General features: G+C 65.6%; 15 protein-coding genes and 1 tRNA gene. 5 read left to right on the top strand and 11 right to left on the bottom strand.

What is annotated here, in order from left to right:
• Positions 1-264: 264 nt before the first annotated feature.
• Both psaA and psaB read left to right on the top strand, forming a co-directional pair.
• Complete coding sequence (gene psaA, locus KQ297_RS03200; RefSeq protein ID WP_259738139.1) at positions 265-2568, top strand: photosystem I core protein PsaA; 2304 nt, start codon at positions 265-267, stop codon at positions 2566-2568.
• 21 nt (positions 2569-2589) lie between these two features.
• Entirely contained in the window at positions 2590-4809 is a 2220-nt protein-coding gene (psaB, locus tag KQ297_RS03195) for a photosystem I core protein PsaB (protein ID WP_185464210.1), read from the top strand.
• Positions 4810-4883: 74 nt separating this feature from the next.
• Here the strand turns inward: psaB and KQ297_RS03190 are convergent, their stop codons facing one another.
• The 3 genes from KQ297_RS03190 to KQ297_RS03180 all read right to left on the bottom strand — a co-directional run bounded on the left by KQ297_RS03190 (position 4884) and on the right by KQ297_RS03180 (position 8860).
• Complete coding sequence (locus KQ297_RS03190) at positions 4884-8018, bottom strand: efflux RND transporter permease subunit (RefSeq protein WP_259738138.1); 3135 nt, start codon at positions 8016-8018, stop codon at positions 4884-4886.
• A gap of 173 nt (positions 8019-8191) precedes the next feature.
• Positions 8192-8671 carry a photosystem I reaction center subunit XI gene (locus tag KQ297_RS03185; protein WP_185464208.1) on the bottom strand — a complete coding sequence of 160 codons (480 nt, stop codon included), beginning with the start codon at positions 8669-8671 and terminating at the stop codon, positions 8192-8194.
• Positions 8672-8743: 72 nt separating this feature from the next.
• Complete coding sequence (locus KQ297_RS03180) at positions 8744-8860, bottom strand: photosystem I reaction center subunit VIII (RefSeq protein WP_255089390.1); 117 nt, start codon at positions 8858-8860, stop codon at positions 8744-8746.
• A 92-nt stretch (positions 8861-8952) separates the two neighbouring features.
• On the opposite strand from KQ297_RS03180, the gene KQ297_RS03175 reads away from it, so the two are divergent.
• Positions 8953-9471, top strand: a complete 519-nt coding sequence (locus KQ297_RS03175; protein ID WP_259738137.1) for a hypothetical protein — start codon at positions 8953-8955, stop codon at positions 9469-9471.
• Here the strand turns inward: KQ297_RS03175 and KQ297_RS03170 are convergent.
• Both KQ297_RS03170 and KQ297_RS03165 read right to left on the bottom strand, forming a co-directional pair.
• Positions 9429-10400 carry a glycosyltransferase family 2 protein gene (locus KQ297_RS03170; protein WP_259738136.1) on the bottom strand — a complete coding sequence of 324 codons (972 nt, stop codon included), beginning with the start codon at positions 10398-10400 and terminating at the stop codon, positions 9429-9431. The two genes, KQ297_RS03175 and KQ297_RS03170, sit on opposite strands and share 43 nt — an antisense overlap.
• Before the next feature lie 44 nt (positions 10401-10444).
• Positions 10445-11176, bottom strand: a complete 732-nt coding sequence (locus KQ297_RS03165; RefSeq protein ID WP_259738135.1) for a C40 family peptidase — start codon at positions 11174-11176, stop codon at positions 10445-10447.
• 17 nt (positions 11177-11193) lie between these two features.
• On the opposite strand from KQ297_RS03165, the gene KQ297_RS03160 reads away from it, so the two are divergent.
• Positions 11194-12126 (top strand): class A beta-lactamase-related serine hydrolase, encoded by a 933-nt coding sequence (locus KQ297_RS03160; protein ID WP_259738134.1) that lies wholly within the window; start codon positions 11194-11196, stop codon positions 12124-12126.
• Between the two features lie 61 nt (positions 12127-12187).
• On the opposite strand, the gene KQ297_RS03155 is transcribed toward KQ297_RS03160, so the two are convergent.
• Both KQ297_RS03155 and alr read right to left on the bottom strand, forming a co-directional pair.
• A tRNA-Ser gene (locus KQ297_RS03155) sits at positions 12188-12276 on the bottom strand.
• Positions 12277-12295: 19 nt separating this feature from the next.
• A complete protein-coding gene (gene alr / locus KQ297_RS03150; protein ID WP_259738133.1) occupies positions 12296-13510 on the bottom strand; it encodes an alanine racemase in 1215 nt (404 codons plus the stop codon).
• Positions 13511-13647: 137 nt separating this feature from the next.
• Here alr and KQ297_RS03145 point away from each other — a divergent pair, with 137 nt between their 5' ends.
• The gene (locus KQ297_RS03145; protein WP_259738132.1) at positions 13648-14145 is read left to right on the top strand and encodes an HNH endonuclease; all 498 of its coding nucleotides are present in this window, start codon (positions 13648-13650) and stop codon (positions 14143-14145) included.
• Between the two features lie 25 nt (positions 14146-14170).
• Here KQ297_RS03145 and prfA read toward each other — a convergent pair whose 3' ends face one another.
• From prfA to rplM, 4 genes are all read right to left on the bottom strand, one after another.
• Positions 14171-15268 (bottom strand): peptide chain release factor 1, encoded by a 1098-nt coding sequence (gene prfA / locus KQ297_RS03140; protein WP_259738131.1) that lies wholly within the window; start codon positions 15266-15268, stop codon positions 14171-14173.
• A 72-nt stretch (positions 15269-15340) separates the two neighbouring features.
• Positions 15341-15607 carry a 50S ribosomal protein L31 gene (rpmE, locus tag KQ297_RS03135; RefSeq protein ID WP_185464200.1) on the bottom strand — a complete coding sequence of 89 codons (267 nt, stop codon included), beginning with the start codon at positions 15605-15607 and terminating at the stop codon, positions 15341-15343.
• 31 nt (positions 15608-15638) lie between these two features.
• The gene (gene rpsI, locus KQ297_RS03130; protein ID WP_185464199.1) at positions 15639-16046 is read right to left on the bottom strand and encodes a 30S ribosomal protein S9; all 408 of its coding nucleotides are present in this window, start codon (positions 16044-16046) and stop codon (positions 15639-15641) included.
• Positions 16043-16495 carry a 50S ribosomal protein L13 gene (rplM, locus tag KQ297_RS03125; protein ID WP_185474724.1) on the bottom strand — a complete coding sequence of 151 codons (453 nt, stop codon included), beginning with the start codon at positions 16493-16495 and terminating at the stop codon, positions 16043-16045. Before rplM ends, rpsI begins: the two co-directional genes overlap by 4 nt.
• Between the last annotated feature and the right edge of the window lie 70 nt (positions 16496-16565).

Below are 16565 nucleotides of genomic sequence, written 5' to 3'. Positions count from 1 at the left end.
CTGGGGTGGCGCCGGATTGAACCTTTGTTACTTACCCCCCAAGAGGCTTGAAACTCGCCCTTATACTTCCGCCAGCGGTCCCCTCATAGGGGCCCCAGCTCCAGTTGCGGCAGTGGGTTTCGGTCTTTTCCGGATCCTCTCCGCACTGGTGCCCATGGTTCCAGCGGCCTTGGCCGCGAACCGTGAGGCCCACCGGCCAGGCCTTTCGGCCCGGTCCGGAGGGGTGGACCTCCACCTCGACTCCGTCCCTCGAGGAACGTCTCGATGACCATCAGCCCACCAGAGCGTGGGAAAACGGCGAAGGCCCAGGTGGACCAGGTGAACAACCCGGCCACCTTCGAACTGTTCGGCAAGCCCGGCCACTTCGATCGCACCCTCGCCAAAGGTCCCAAAACCACCACCTGGGTTTGGAACCTCCACGCCAACGCTCACGACTTCGACAGCCACACGAGCGATCTCGAAGAAGTCTCCCGGAAGATCTTCAGCGCTCACTTCGGCCATCTGGCCGTCATCTTCATCTGGCTGAGCGGCGCCTTCTACCACGGTGCCCGCTTCTCCAACTACACCGGCTGGCTGGCCGACCCCCTGCACGTCAAACCGAGTGCTCAGGTGGTCTGGCCGATCTTCGGCCAGGAAATTCTCAATGGTGATGTGGGAGCCGGTTTCCACGGCATCCAGATCACGTCAGGCCTCTTCCACGTGTGGAGAGCCTGGGGATTCACCAGCGAGTTCCAGCTCCTCTGCACGGCCATCGGCGCCTTGGTGATGGCTGGCCTGATGCTGAATGCCGGCGTCTTCCACTATCACAAGGCAGCTCCCAAGCTCGAGTGGTTCCAGAACGTTGAGTCCATGCTCAACCACCACCTGGCTGGCCTGCTGGGCCTGGGCTCCCTGTCCTGGACCGGGCACCTGCTGCACGTGTCCCTGCCTACCACGCAGTTGATGGATGCCATCGACGCCGGCAATCCGCTGGTGCTCGACGGCAAGACCATCGCTTCGGTGGCGGACATCCCCCTGCCCCACGAATTCCTCAACCTGGATCTGCTGACCCAGCTGTATCCGGGATTCGGCGCGGGTCTCTCCGCCTTCTTCACCGGCAACTGGGCCGCCTACAGCGATTTCCTCACCTTCAAGGGTGGACTCAATCCTGTCACCGGCAGCCTCTGGATGACCGACATCGCCCATCACCACCTGGCGATCGCGGTGCTGTTCATCGTGGCCGGTCACCAGTACCGCACCAACTGGGGCATCGGTCACAGCCTCAAGGAGATCCTGGAAGGCCAGAAGGGTGATCCCCTGCTGTTCCCGGCTCCGAAGGGTCACGATGGCCTGTTTGAGTTCATGACCACCTCCTGGCATGCCCAGTTGGCCGTGAACCTGGCCCTGCTCGGTTCACTGAGCATCATCGTGGCGCATCACATGTATGCGATGCCGCCCTATCCCTACATCGGTATCGACTACCCAACGCAGCTTTCGATCTTCACTCACCACATGTGGATCGGCGGTTTCATCATTGTTGGAGCTGGTGCCCACGCCGCCATCGCACTCATCCGCGATTACGACCCGGCCCTGCATGTCGACAACGTGCTGGATCGTGTGCTCAAAGCCCGGGATGCCCTGATCAGCCACCTCAACTGGGTGTGCATTTTCCTTGGCTTCCACAGCTTCGGCCTTTACATCCACAACGACACCATGCGTGCCCTGGGCCGTCCCCAGGACATGTTCAGCGACACCACCATTCAGCTGAGGCCTGTGTTCGCTCAGTGGATCCAGGGTCTCCACGCCTCTGCCGCCGGTTCCACCGCACCCAATGCGCTGGCCGGAGTGAGCGAAGTGTTCAACGGTGCCGTCGTCGCCGTCGGCGGCAAGGTGGCTGCCGGTCCGATCCCCCTGGGAACGGCCGACTTCATGGTCCACCACATCCACGCCTTCACGATCCACGTCACCGTGCTGATCCTGCTGAAGGGCGTGCTCTACAGCCGCAGCTCCAGGCTCATCCCCGACAAGGCGAACCTGGGCTTCCGCTTCCCCTGCGACGGCCCCGGTCGTGGCGGTACCTGCCAGGTGTCGGCCTGGGACCACGTGTTCCTCGGCCTCTTCTGGATGTACAACTCCCTGTCCATCGTGATCTTCCACTTCAGCTGGAAGATGCAGAGCGATGTCTGGGGAACCGTGAATGCGGACGGCAGCGTCCAGCACATCACCAATGGGAACTTCGCGCAGAGCGCCATCACCATCAATGGCTGGCTGCGTGATTTCCTCTGGGCTCAGGCTGCACAGGTGATCAACAGCTACGGCTCGTCATCCAGTGCTTACGGCCTGATGTTCCTCGGTGCCCACTTCGTCTGGGCGTTCAGCCTGATGTTCCTGTTCAGCGGCCGTGGCTACTGGCAGGAGCTGATTGAGTCCATCGTCTGGGCTCACAACAAGCTGAGGGTGGCTCCTGCCATCCAGCCCCGTGCGCTGAGCATCGTTCAGGGACGCGCCGTTGGCGTAGCCCACTATCTCCTGGGCGGTATCGCTACCACCTGGGCGTTCTTCCTGGCCCGACTTGTCGCGGTCGGCTGACCTCACACCTGACCTTTCCACATGGCAACGAAATTTCCTTCGTTCAGCCAGGGTCTGGCACAGGACCCGACAACCCGCCGTATCTGGTACGGCATCGCCACGGCTCACGACTTCGAGAGCCATGACGGGATGACGGAGGAGAAGCTTTACCAAAAGCTCTTCTCCACCCATTTCGGTCACCTGGCGATCATCGGCCTCTGGGTTTCGGGCAACCTGTTCCATATCGCCTGGCAGGGCAACTTCGAACAGTGGGTCGCCGATCCACTTCACGTCCGTCCCATCGCTCATGCGATCTGGGATCCGCACTTCGGCCAGGGGGCCATCACCGCCTTCACCCAGGCGGGAGCCACCTCCCCGGTCAACATTGCGTATTCCGGTCTGTACCACTGGTGGTACACCATCGGCATGAAGACCAACGCCGAGCTGTATCAGGGTTCCATCTTCATGATGATCCTGTCGGCTTGGGCACTCTTCGCCGGCTGGCTCCACCTTCAGCCCAAGTTCCGGCCTTCCCTGGCCTGGTTCAAGAACGCTGAATCCCGCCTCAACCACCACCTCGCCGTCCTCTTCGGCTTCAGCTCCATCGCCTGGACCGGTCACCTGGTTCACGTGGCCATCCCTGAAGCCCGTGGCCAGCACGTCGGTTGGGACAACTTCCTGAATGTGCTGCCGCACCCCGCTGGTCTGGCTCCGTTCTTCACCGGCAACTGGGGCGTTTACGCCGAGAATCCCGACACCCTCAACCAGGTGTTCGGCACCTCCGAGGGCTCCGGTACCGCGATCCTCACCTTCCTGGGTGGCTTTCACCCCCAGACCGAGGCGCTCTGGCTGACCGACATCGCCCACCACCATCTGGCGATTGGCGTGATCTTCGTGATCGCCGGTCACATGTACCGCACCAACTTCGGGATCGGCCACTCGATCCGGGAGATTCTGGAGGCCCACAATCCTCCCAAGGGCACCCCTTTCGGTGGTGCGCTGGGTGCAGGTCACAAGGGTCTCTATGACACGGTCAACAATTCTCTGCACTTCCAACTGGGTCTGGCTCTGGCCAGCCTGGGGGTGATCACCAGCCTCGTGGCGCAGCACATGTATGCGCTGCCGTCCTATGCGTTCATCGCCAAGGACTACACAACGCAAGCTGCCCTCTACACCCACCACCAGTACATCGCCATCTTCCTGATGTGCGGTGCCTTCGCCCACGGTGCGATCTTCTTCATCCGTGACTACGACCCCGAAGCCAACAAGAACAATGTTCTGGCCCGGATGCTCGAGCACAAAGAAGCGATCATCAGCCACCTGAGCTGGGTCTCCCTGTTCCTCGGGTTCCACACCCTTGGTCTCTACGTCCACAACGATGTGGTCGTGGCCTTCGGTACCCCCGAGAAGCAGATTCTGGTGGAGCCGGTCTTCGCGCAGTTTGTTCAGGCTGCGAGTGGCAAGGCCATCTATGGCTTCGACGTGCTGCTCTCCAATCCGGCCAGTGCCGCCAGCCTGGCTTCGGCCAACATCCCTGGTGAGCACTTCTGGTTGGATGCCATCAACGGCAACACCGATGTGTTCCTGCAGATCGGCCCTGGCGACTTCCTGGTCCACCACGCCATCGCCCTTGGACTGCACACCACCACGCTGATCCTGGTGAAGGGTGCCCTGGATGCCCGGGGTTCCAAGCTGATGCCCGACAAGAAGGACTTCGGCTACTCCTTCCCCTGCGACGGCCCCGGCCGTGGCGGCACCTGCGACATCTCAGCCTGGGACGCCTTCTACCTGTCGGTGTTCTGGGCCCTGAACACCGTGGGTTGGGTCACCTTCTACTGGCACTGGAAGCACCTTGCCATCTGGCAGGGCAACGTGGCCCAGTTCAACGAATCCAGCACCTACCTGATGGGCTGGTTCCGCGACTACCTCTGGCTGAACAGCTCCCAGCTGATCAACGGCTACAACCCATTCGGCTCGAACAACCTGGCCGTCTGGGCCTGGATGTTCCTCTTCGGTCATCTGGTGTGGGCCACCGGTTTCATGTTCCTCATCTCCTGGCGTGGTTACTGGCAGGAGCTGATTGAAACCATCGTCTGGGCGCACCAGCGCACCCCCCTGGCCAACCTGGTTGGCTGGCGCGACAAGCCCGTGGCTCTGTCGATCGTGCAGGCCCGTGTGGTCGGTCTGGCTCACTTCACCGTGGGCTACATCCTCACCTACGGTGCTTTCCTGATCGCTTCCACTTCAGGCAAGTTCGGCTGATCCCCAGGATCAGCCCAGTCACCCCGAGGGACGTACCTCCAACACCAACCCCCGGAGATTCTCCGGGGGTTTTTTCATGGCTTCTTCGGCTGGGGCCACCAGCGGCGACCCTCCAGAAGTTTGATCTCCAGATACACCACAGGCACCACGAACAGCGTCAGCCCCGTCGATACCAGCAGCCCGAAGAACACCACGGTGCCGATGCTGATCCGGCTGGCGGCCCCCGCCCCTGTGGCCAGCAGCAGCGGCAGAAATCCCGCCAGGGAGGAGAGCGCCGTGAGCAGGATCGGTCGAAGGCGGCTGATGGCGGCTTCCTCCACGGCTTCCCGCAGGCCCAGTCCCTCCTTCAGCCGCTGGTTGGCGAATTCAACGATCAGGATGCCGTTCTTGGCGGCCAGGCTCACCAGCACGAGCATCCCCACCTGGGCGTAGATGTCGAGAAAGAGGCCTCGAGAGGCCAGGCCCAGCAGAGCACCCAGCAGAGCCAGCGGCACCGTGATCAGGATGATCAACGGATCGAGAAAGCTTTCGTAGAGGCCGGCGAGCACCAGGAACACCACCGCCATCCCCAGGGCGAACAGCTGCCAGGTGCGACCCCCGGCCTGGCGTTCCTCCTTGGCCAGCCCCACCCACTCCAGGGCGATCACCGGATTGGCCAGCTCCTGCTTCACCTCCTCCAGTCGTTGGATCGCCTGCCCGGTGCTCAGCCCTGCTCTGGGCAGGGCCCGAACGGTGATCGCACGCACCAGGCGGCTGTGGTTGATCACCGTCGGGCCACTGTCCTGGCGCAGGGTCATCAGTTCCCGCAGCGGAATCAGGTCTCCCTCCCGGCTGCGCACCTGGAGGGCCAGCACGTCCTCGGCTGTGCGCCGGTGGGCCCCATCCAGTTGCACCACCACACGTCGCACCCGCTCCCCTTCAAAGGTGTCGTTCACATAGCTGCTGCCGAAACTGGCACCAAGGGTGTCGACCACCGTGTCGAGGTCCACCCCCAGGGAGGCCATGCGCAGACGGTTGGGCTCCAGCCGCAACTGGGGCGAATCGGCACTGAACCGTGTGCTCACCCGCTCGAAGTCGCCCGTGGCCGTGGCCGCGGCGATGAAGTCACGGGTGGCTTTCTCGAAATCGCTCAGGCTGAGCCTGCCGCCACTGAGATCCAGCAACTCCAGCTCCAGTCCCCCCTCGCTGCTGAAGCCCCGAACCACCGGTGGCACGCTCACCAGCACGGTGGCTTCGCTGATCTTGCTGCGCAGTTGTTTGGAGAGCCGCTCCGCCACCGCGGTGTTGCTGTCCTCCGCTCGCGATCCTCGCTGCTCGAGCGGTTTCAGGCGCAGAAAGAAGATGCCCCGGTTCGGGGCGCTGTCGCCGAAGGAACGACCGGAGTAGAAGTTGCCCACCCGTACCAGAGGTTCACGGGCCACCTGCTCCCGCACCTGCTCCATCACGGCTTCGGTGCGCTGAATCGAGGCTCCTCCGGGCAGCACCACCACCCCGCGGATCTGACTGTCGTCTTCCTGCGGAACGAACGCCGTGGGCAGTTGTCCCAGTCCCCAGCCGGCCAGGACCAGACCACCCAGCAGCCCCAGCAGGATGCGGCGCCGCCAGCGAAAGCTGCGATCCAGGGACCGGCCGTACTGCTCGCCGAGTCGGTGGATCCAGCGCTGCGGCCGATCCAGCAGCCGGCGCATCCAGCGCGGTTCCTTCCATCCGTGCTGCAGCAGCCAGCTGGAGGCCACAGGCGTGAAGGTGAGGGCGTTGATGGTCGAGAAGAGGATCGTGGCGCTGATCGTGATCGCGATCGGTTGGTAGAGGCGGCCCACACTGCCGGGCATCGCCAGCACCGGCAGGAACACCACCACCAGCACCAGGGAGGTGGCGATCACGGCACTCCCCAGCTCCTGCATGGCGTTGTAGGCCGCTCGCCCGGGTGGTTCACCCGCTTCAAGGCGGCGGCCGATGTCTTCGCTGACCACGATCGCGTCATCCACCACCAGGCCCGTGGCCAGCACCATGCCGAACAGGCTGAGGGTGTTGATCGAGCTGTCCGTCAGGCGCAGCACCGTGAAGCTCCCCACCAGAGCCACGGGAACCGCGACGGCGGTGATGGCCGCCAGGCGGCTGTTGCCCAGGGCCATCAGCAGCACCAGCAGCACCAGCAGCACCGCATCCCGCAGGCTCCTCCAGGTGAGCTGGATGCTTTCCCGCACGCTGTCGGCCACATCAACGATGCGCTGCAGCTCCACCCCCAGCGGGAACTCGGGCTCCAGCCGGGTCAGCGCTGCGTTGACCGCCTTGCTCACCTCAAGGGCGTTGCTGCCGTCGCGCTGGAAGATCAGCACTGCCAGGGTGGGCTGCCCAGCCAGGTTCATGGCCGTGCTCTCGAAGCTTTCCTCATCGAGGACGACCCGCCCCACGTCTTTGAGCTGCACCACACCGCCATTGCCGGCTCGGCTGATCACCAGACCCTCCAGTTCACTGGCGCTGCGCAGCCGCCCTTCCATCTCCAGGGGCAGAGTGATCTCCTGACCGGGTGGGCTGGGTGCATCGCCCACCTGGCCCAGGGCGGCAAGAACGTTCTGCTCCTCCAGGGCGTCTTCGATGTCGGTGATGGTGAGGTTGCGCTGCTCCAGAGCCACGGGATCGAGCCAGAGCCGAAAGGCCAGTTCACTGCCGCCTGCGACCGCCACATTGCCCACCCCGGGCACCCGCTGAAGCTCATCCCTCAGGCGCTGGTCGAGCCAGCCGCTGAGGAAGGCATCGCTGTACATCCCCTTCGGGGTGCTGAAGCTCACCACCATCAGCAGGTCGTCGGAGCTGCGACGCACCTGAACGCCCAGACGGGCAACCTCGGGCGGCAGCCGGCGATTCACCAGAACAGCTTCGTTCTGGGCATTGATCTGGTTGAGCTCAGGATTGCCCCCCTCGAACGTGAGGGTGATCGAACTGCCGTTGGCGGAACTGGTGGAGCGGATGCTCTCCAGCCGTTCCAGCCCATTCAGCTGCCGCTCCAGTGGGGTGGTGACCCCCTGCTCCACAGCCAGAGCCCCACCCCCTGGATAACTGGCGCGCACGTTCACCCGCACAGGAGCGATCGGGGGCAGGTTCTCCACCTGCAGGCCGGGGAGGCTGAGCAGGCCCGCCATCACGATCAGCAGGCTCACCACCAGGGTGAGCACCGGCCGGCGCAGGAAAGGATCGGAGACCGACATCGAAAGGGCCGCTCGGAGCACGCCCGGGGAGTCTGCCTGTCCTGACCATTGTTCTGGGGCCCTCAGTCCCGGGGGCTGACCTCGTCCCATGAAAAACCCCGCCGGAGCGGGGCTTGGCACAACACCACCGACTCACCACGTGAGCGGTTGATTCAGGCCCTGCGGCGGTTGGCTCAGCCGATGCCGGAGAGGTCGACCAGCGGGGAGATCAGAGGCGACCCGGCCAGGAACCAGGCGAAGGCTGCGCCACCACAGCCACCCAGCCAGAAGCCGCTGGCGAATTCGGCCCAGCCCGCTTTGGTGAAAAGATCAGCGGGAGGGTTGTCGATCGTGACGTCGGGCGGCTGCACGCTGGGGCCTGTGCCGGCGGTGCCGTAGATCGAGAGACAGACCGTGAGGATCGTGACCAAACCGATGGCAGCGAGAAGGCCCGAGGTGCTGGCGTAATCGGTGTTGCGAAGGGGCCCCGTCATGGCAAACGGGCCGTACAGCAGGAAGCCATGGGCCATTCCGACCTCAAGGCCCCGGCGGTTGGGCGACAGGGAGGGCCGATAGGCCGGCAGAGCGTTCAGGAACGCCTTGGTGAAGTAGCTGCTGTTGACGGGGGTGGCCAGATTGCCGACGGTGGGGTCGGCGACGGGTTGCACGGTCATGGAGAAGAGAGGAAGAAGGAACGAACGCAGCAGGGTCGCAGGGGTGAATCGAGCCGCACAGGATCGTTGATATCAGTCGCGGGCTTCGATCACGTTGAACAACAGGGCCATGGCCACGGCAGGGCCAAGGATTCCAACGAAGGGAACAAGGATGGACGGCAGCCAGGCGGCGGCGAATTCTCCAGTCATGGCGCGGGCCAATACAGCAACCGCCGGTACTGTAAAGATCACTGCGGGGCAGGCCTTGTCGGCCTGTCGTTGCGACATAAAAGTTCAATCCGATGCAGCAGGTCCTCCCCGCCGCCGCCGCTCTCCTGCTGGCGTTCTGGCTGCTTCGGCGTCGCAGGCACCCCCTGCTGCCCTTCAGTGACGGCAGGGCTGTCGCCGCTCTCAACCGAGCCCAGGCCACCCAGGTGGAGCAGGTGGAGCCCCCTGTCGCTCCCTTTGACGTGGAGGAGCGGCGTCAGGCTCCCCTGCCCGCGGTGGCACCAGGGCTGATCGAGCTGGCGGCTCCCGGCTCCGGACGACTCCTGGATCCCCGTGGGCGGCGGCAGCTTCTCTCAGCACTTCGTGCCGCTGCTTCAAGCAGCGACCAGGAGCGTCTGGCCGCCATGAGCACCTGCCTGGCCTGGGGCGATCGGGCCAGCCTGCCGCTGCTTCGGCGGGCCCGCTTCGATCCCGACCCTCGGGTGGCTGCCCTGGCCGCCGAGGGGATCGCGGCCTTCCGGGGTCGGCCAGCCGCTGCGGCCCTGGGGCCTCAACCCGCCAGGCTGCCGCGCAATGTGGCGCGCACCCGGTAGATCGGGCGGCCCTGACTTTCGTGGTATGTGCGCATCTGCAATTCCGCCAGCAGCCCGAAGCAGAACAGCTGGATGCCGGCCACGATCGCCAGCACCGCCACCATCAGCAGAGGCCGGGCGCCCACGTCGGCATTGAGGAAGATCTTCTCACCGAGCAGCACCACCCCCAGCACAAGGCCAATCGCCAGGCAGGCCAGCCCACCGAAGCCGAACACATGCATCGGACGGGTCAGGAAGCGCTTCATGAACCAGACCGTGAGCAGATCCATCAGCACCCGAAACGTGCGATCGATCCCGTACTTGCTCTGGCCGAAGCGGCGGGCGTGGTGGTTCACCTTCACCTCGGTGATGCGGGCCCCCTCGATGAAGGCCAGCGCCGGCAGGAAGCGATGCAGTTCTCCGTAGAGGTTCATGTCCGCCACCACTTCGCGTCGGTAGGCCTTGAGGGAGCAGCCGTAATCGTGAAGCCGCACCCCGGTGACGCGGGCAATCAGCCGGTTCGCGATCTTGGAGGGCAGCAGGCGCTGGATGGCTGCATCCTGCCGCTGGTGACGCCAGCCGCTCACCAGGTCGTAGCCCTCCTCCAGGCGTTCCAGCAACAGGGGGATGTCGGCGGGATCGTTCTGCAGGTCGCCATCGAGGGTGACAATCACCGCGCCGTGGCTGGCATCAAAGCCGGCGGCCATGGCGGCGGTCTGGCCGTAGTTGCGGCGCAGCAGCACAGCCACCAGCTCAGGGGTCGCTGCGGCAAGCGCCTCCAGCCGCGCTGCGGTCCCATCACTGGAGCCGTCGTCGACCAGCACCAGCTCGAAGCGGCGACCGAGGGGCCTCAGGCTGGCGAGCACCTGCTCCACCAGTGGATCCAGGCTGTCCTCCTCGTTGTAGAGGGGGATCACCACCGAGAGCTCGGGTCCGCGCGACGCATTCATGACGGCCGGTGCTGCATCGGCATGCAACCTACGGGAGCCCCTGGTCAGGGCAGGGTGGTGCCGTCATGGCTGCGCACCACCCGCCCGGCCCCGCGCAGCTCTCTGCGGTAATGCCGCGACACGGGGTGGTCGGCTTCCGGGCTGAGCTGGTCGACACCAAGACCATCGCGGCCATGCTCCCGGCCGGAGCTGTGCAGGTAGCGCCCCGCGCCCAGATACAGCCCCACATGGGTGCAGCGCTGGGGGCGGCCGAAGAAGATCAGATCCCCCGGCCGCAGCAGCGCGAAGACCCCGGGGCGGACCGCCACCGGCTGGCAGAACCGCTCCTGCTGGTAGGCGTCGCGGGGGATCCAGATCCCTTCGCTGGCAAACGCGCTCTGCACGAAGCCGGAGCAGTCGTAGTCGGGGCCGAGTGTGCCCCCCCAGAGATAATGGTTGGGCTGGTGGCGGGCTTTCTCGGCAAAGGCCAGCACCGCCGGCAAGCGGGCACTGATGCGGCTTGACCCCAGGGGGTGGGGGCGGCGGGGCAGGGCTGGGACGGCCCGCTCCAGCAGGTCACTGATCTCCAGCCAGCAGGGGTAGCCATCCTCCAGCAGGCGAGCCCGCACCCGGTTCCCCTCCCGCTGGACGAGCAGCTGCAGCGCGCGGCCGCGACGGGCCTGGGTGGCCAGTCCAGGGCCGCTGGAGCGGGCATGCCCATCGATGTCAGCCGTCAGCCGCCAGCAGCGGCCGGGGACCAGCCCAGCCAGGCTCGTCTCGGTTCCTACGCTCTCCATGGCAGCTGACGGTACCGATGGCGTTCTACAGCCTTGATGCGGCGATGGGCGCGATCCTCGAAGACCACCTCCATGCCATGGAGCTCCAGGGCCGCCCGGGTCTCACCTCCCAGGTTTCGATCACCTGGTTGCGCTACCCACGCAGCCTGATCGGTGCGGCTGAGGCCAACGAGACGTCCGGTCCCTGGCTGCAGCACCCGGCAGGGGCCTCCTGGGCAGGGTCCCGGGCCCGCTATCCCGCCAGCGTGGTCAAGCTCTTCTATCTGGCCGCCACCGAAGCCTGGCTGCAGCGTCAGCTGCTGGAAGACGGGGCTGAGCTGCGCCGGGCGATGGCAGACATGATCCGTGATTCCAGCAACGACGCCACCGCTGTGCTGGTGGACTGGCTCACGGGCACCACCAGCGGCCCCGACCTGCCGGAGCGGCCGCTGCAGGCCTGGATCGAGCGCCGCCAGCTGGTGAACCAGTGGTTCGCCTCCCTGGGCTGGCCGGAGTTCGATGGGTGCAACGTCTGCCAGAAAACCTGGGGGGATGGCCCCTATGGACGGGAGCGGCAGTTCTACGGACCGGCACTGGAGAACCGCAACCGCCTGAGCACCGATGCCACCGCCCGGCTGCTGCACCTGATCATGGCCGGGGGTCTCGTGTCCCCCCCCGCCTGCGCCCGGATGCGGGACCTGCTGGCCCGCTCGCTCGATCCCGGGCTGCTGGCGGCGGATCCTGAAAATCAGGTGGACGGCTTCATCGGTGCAGGCCTCTCGGCCGGCGCACGGCTGTGGAGCAAGGCAGGCTGGATGAGCCAGGCCCGCCACGACGCGGCCTACGTGGAGAGCGAAGGACGCGCTCCTTTCCTGCTGGTGATCTTCAGTGAAGGGACGGAGCGGGCCTGCGATCAGGAGCTTCTGCCCGAGCTGAGCGACGCTCTCAGCCAGGCCAGTGTGCTGAGCTGAGCGCTGCCTGCCGGGCAAGCTGGGATGGCAGGGCCAGGCCGCCGGGGGCAGGACCTTGAAACGGAGAGGGAGGGATTCGAACCCTCGACAGAAGTTGCCTCCTGTAACTCCTTAGCAGGGAGCCGCTTTCAACCACTCAGCCACCTCTCCAGGGGGCCCGCTGAGCTTATCAGCGATCGCGTTCAGCTTCGTCGGTGCGCAAGCGGGGCAGGCGGTGCTTGAAGCCGCAGAGAATTTCCCAGGGGATGGTGCCACTGGCCTGCGCCCACTCCTGGGGCCCGATGCGCTCGCCGCCGTCCTCCCCCAGCAGGGTGACCACGGAGCCCACCTCCAGCTGGGGAGCGTCGGTGGCATCGATCAGCAGCTGATCCATGGTGATGGCCCCCACCTGGGTCAGCCTGCGCCCGGCGAAGAGCACCTCCAGCCGGTTGCTGAGCAGCCTGGGAACCCCATCGGCATACCCGATCGTGACCACCGCCAGACGGCTGGCTCGGCGGGTGCGGTATTGATGGCCGTAGCTGACTCCCACCCCCGCGGGCACCTCGCGGATCAGGCAGACCCTGGCTCGCACGCTCATGGCGGGCTGCAGCGGCACGCGGGCACTCAGGTGGGGAGCCGGCGACTGGCCGTAGAGGGCCAGGCCGACGCGCACCAGGTCGTAGTGGAGCCGGTGGCTGCTCAGGGTGCCGGCGGAATTGGCCAGATGACGGCTGCCGGTGGTGAGCCCCAGCTCTCCGGCGCCACGCAGCACCTTCTCGAAGCGATCCTGCTGGAGGCCCGTGAGGCCATCAGGGTCCTGGTGGGGGGCATCGGCATCGGCCAGGTGGGAGTAGACCCCCGCCACGTTCACCGCGTCCAGTTCATGGAGGGCCTTCAGCAACCTGACCCCATCGCTCCAGTCCACCCCGAGCCGCGCCATGCCGGTGTCGACCTTGAGCTGAAGCGCCATGGAACGGCCACTGCCACTGGCCAGGTTCTGGCAGAGGAGGGCTTCGCGCATGCCGCTGATGGTGGGCATCAGCTCCCAGTCGAGGCAGCTGCGCAGCTCATCCGGGTTGATCAGGTTCCCCATCACCAGCAGCGGCACCTCCAGGCCCGCCTGGCGCAGCTCGATGCCTTCCTGCAAGGTGGCCACCCCCAGCGATGTGGCGCCGCCGTCCAGGGCGGCTCGCGCCACCGGGGCCGCGCCATGGCCGTACCCATCGGCCTTGACCACGGCCATCAGGGATGATCCCGGAGCGAGCCAGCGACTCAACGCCCGGGCATTGCGCTCAATGGCTCCCTCATCCACCTCCACCCAGGCCCTCTGCCGCGGATGCAGCCCTGGGGCTGGGGCCGTGAACGGCTGGGGATCCTCAGGCGGGCGCTGGCTGGGCTGGGGCATCGGTGCCTTCACGAACGGGCATCACAGCAGAGATCGCTGGGTTGTGAACCGTACGACCAATCTCGTGCCAGATGGTTGAGACCCGTTAGCATGCCGGCCATCTGGGGAGCTGGCACCCCTCCCATGGACCATGCGCGGTGAGCCAGGTTCTGGTCCTGAATGCGTCTTATGAGCCACTGAACATCACCAGCTGGCGCCGCGCCACGGTGATGCTGCTCAAAGGGAAGGCCGAGGGCCTCGAGCACGACCCCATGCATCCCATCCGCGGAGAGATGCTGCTCCCTTCGGTGATCCGCCTGAGGCAGTTCGTGCGGGTCCCCTACAAGCAGTTGCCGCTCACTCGCCGCAACATCTTCCAGCGCGACGGCCACAGTTGCCAGTACTGCGGCTATCACGGGGAGCTCCTGTCGATCGACCATGTGATCCCCCGGAGCCGCGGCGGCATGGACACCTGGGAGAACGTCACCACGGCCTGTCTGCGCTGCAATGTGCGCAAGGGAAGTCGCACCCCCCGGGAAGCGGCCATGCCCCTGGCCCGGGTGCCCCGCCGGCCCGTGAGCACCCTTTATTTCGAGGCGACCCGCCACATCCGCTCGGGCCGTCAGGAGTGGGCCAAGTATGTGATCGGGGCCTGAGAGGGCTCTTCCGAACAACCCCCCCTCAGCTTGAGCCCTCCTCAGCCAGCTGCTCCAGCTGGATCTTCTGTTCTTGCGCCACGCAGGCGCCGATCACATCGGCGAGCTGCCCCTGCAGCACCGGTTCGAGGGCGAAGTTGCGGCCCAGCCGGTGATCGGTGACCCGGTTGTCCTTGGCGTTGTAGGTGCGGATCTTTTCGCTGCGCTCTCCGCTGCCCACCTGGGCGCGGCGGGCGGAACTCTCGGCGGCGGCGGCCTCTGCCAGTTCCCGTTCCAGAAGCTTCGCCCGCAGGATCTCCAGGGCACGCTCACGGTTCTGCAACTGTGAGCGCTCCTGGGTGCAGAAGACCCTGATGCCAGTGGGTTTGTGCAGCAGATCCACGGCTGTTTCCACCTTGTTGACGTTCTGCCCGCCGGCGCCGCCTGAGCGGGCCGTGCTGATCTCGAGGTCGCCCGGATCGAGCTCGACTTCCACCGGATCGGCCTCCGGCATCACCGCCACGGTCGCGGTGGAGGTGTGCACCCGTCCCTGGGACTCGGTCGCGGGCACCCGCTGGACCCGATGCACGCCTGCTTCGTACTTGAGCTGGCTGTAGACCCCCTCTCCGCGGATGGCCAGGATCAGTTCCTTGAAGCCGCCCAGGTCGGATTCGGAGGCACTCAGCGGCTGCACCCTCCAGCCCAGGGTCTGGGCAAAGCGTTCGTACATCCGTGCCAGATCGCCCGCCCACAGAGCGGCTTCATCCCCCCCGGTGCCGGCGCGGATTTCCAGCATCACGCTGCGCTCATCGCGGGGGTCCCTGGGGAGCAGGGCAAGGGTGAGCTGCTGCTCGAGCGCGTCGATCTGACCCCCCAGCTCCCTGAGTTCCTCCTGGATCAGGGCATCCATCTCAGGGTCCCCCTTGCTCTGGCGGGCCAGCTGACGGCTGTCCTCCAGCTGGCCCTGGAGGCTGTGCAGGTGGTTGAGTCCCGTGGCCAGCGGTTCCAGCCGGGCCCGTTCCTTGGAGAGCCGACGCAATTCGGCGGGGTCGGCCGCCACGGCGGGATCGGCCAGCTGACGTTCCAGCACGTGGAAGGTGCGATCGGCAGCCTCAAGGCGCTGACGCAGCAGGGATGGATCCATGGGAGCGGGGACCAGACAGCACAAAGCCGGACACCCGTGGGCGTCCGGCTTCCAAAGACAAACCAGCGGGGATCAGGCCTCGGCCTCGCCCTTCGCTTCTTCGCTGCTGGGCTTGGTGTTGGCGCTCTCGGTACTGCCCATGCCGTACTTGCGCATGAAGCGGTCCACGCGCCCCTCGGTGTCGAGGATCTTCTGGGTGCCGGTGTAGAAGGGATGGTTGCCACTCCACACGTCCACGTGAAGCTCGGGCTGCGTGGAGCCGGTGGTCATCACCACCTCTCCGTTGCAGATCACCTTGGCATCGGGAAACCAGGTGGGATGGATGTCGGCCTTGGGCATGGCTGGGTGGGCTGAATGGAGAGGGAAAGGATCAGCGCTTGGAGAACTGGGGCGCTTTACGGGCTTTCTTCAGTCCGTACTTGCGACGCTCCTTGGCCCGGGGATCACGGCTGAGGTGACCTTCAGTCTTGAGGGGTTTGCGGTTGTCGGGGGAGAGCTCGCAGAGGGCGCGGGCAGCGCCCTGCTTGATCGCATCGGCCTGGCCGGTGAGTCCGCCGCCTTTGACGTTGACCAGCAGGTCGTACTCGGCGGAGAGCCCCAGGGTGTCGAGCGGCGACTTGACCGCGCTGAGGTAACTGGGATTGTAGTTGAGGTAGTTGTCGCCGGGGCGGCCGTTGATCGTGATCGAGCCTGTGCCGGGAACGACACGCACACGGGCTACAGCCGTTTTACGACGACCTGTGCCCCAGTAGACGACGCGGTTGGAAGCGGTGCTCATTGGGCGGTGGCGGAAGGATCGAGGGACAGAACCTGAGGCTGCTGGGCGGCGTGGGGGTGCTCGGCACCCTTGTACACCTTCAGCTTGCGGAACAACTGTCGGCCGAGGGCGTTGTGGGGAAGCATGCCCTTGATGGCCTTCTCGACGATCCGTTCGGGCAGGCGCGCCTGAAGAGCGGAGAAGGTTTCAGTCTTCATCCCGCCAGGACGGCCGGAGTGACGGCGGTAGATCTTCTGGCTGGCCTTGTTGCCGCTGATGCGGATCTTGTCGGCATTGATGATGACCACGAAGTCACCGGTGTCCAGGTGGGGGGTGAAGGTGGGTTTGTTCTTGCCACGCAGCACGCTGGCCACCTCACTGGCCAGACGGCCGAGGGTCTGATTCTCGGCGTCCACCAGATACCACTGGCGGTCGAGGGAATCGAGAGAGGGAACGGAGGTCTTGTTCATCGCACCGGCAGGCCGGATCGGAGTAAGGCACCATCCCGAAGGATGGGGCTGGACAGAGGTGGAAGGGCCG

This window comes from Synechococcus sp. CS-205, from assembly GCF_025128255.1.
Classification (GTDB): domain Bacteria; phylum Cyanobacteriota; class Cyanobacteriia; order PCC-6307; family Cyanobiaceae; genus Regnicoccus_A.
The sequence above is the reverse complement of the archived record's forward strand: the minus strand, read 5'-3'. Positions and strand labels throughout refer to the sequence as shown.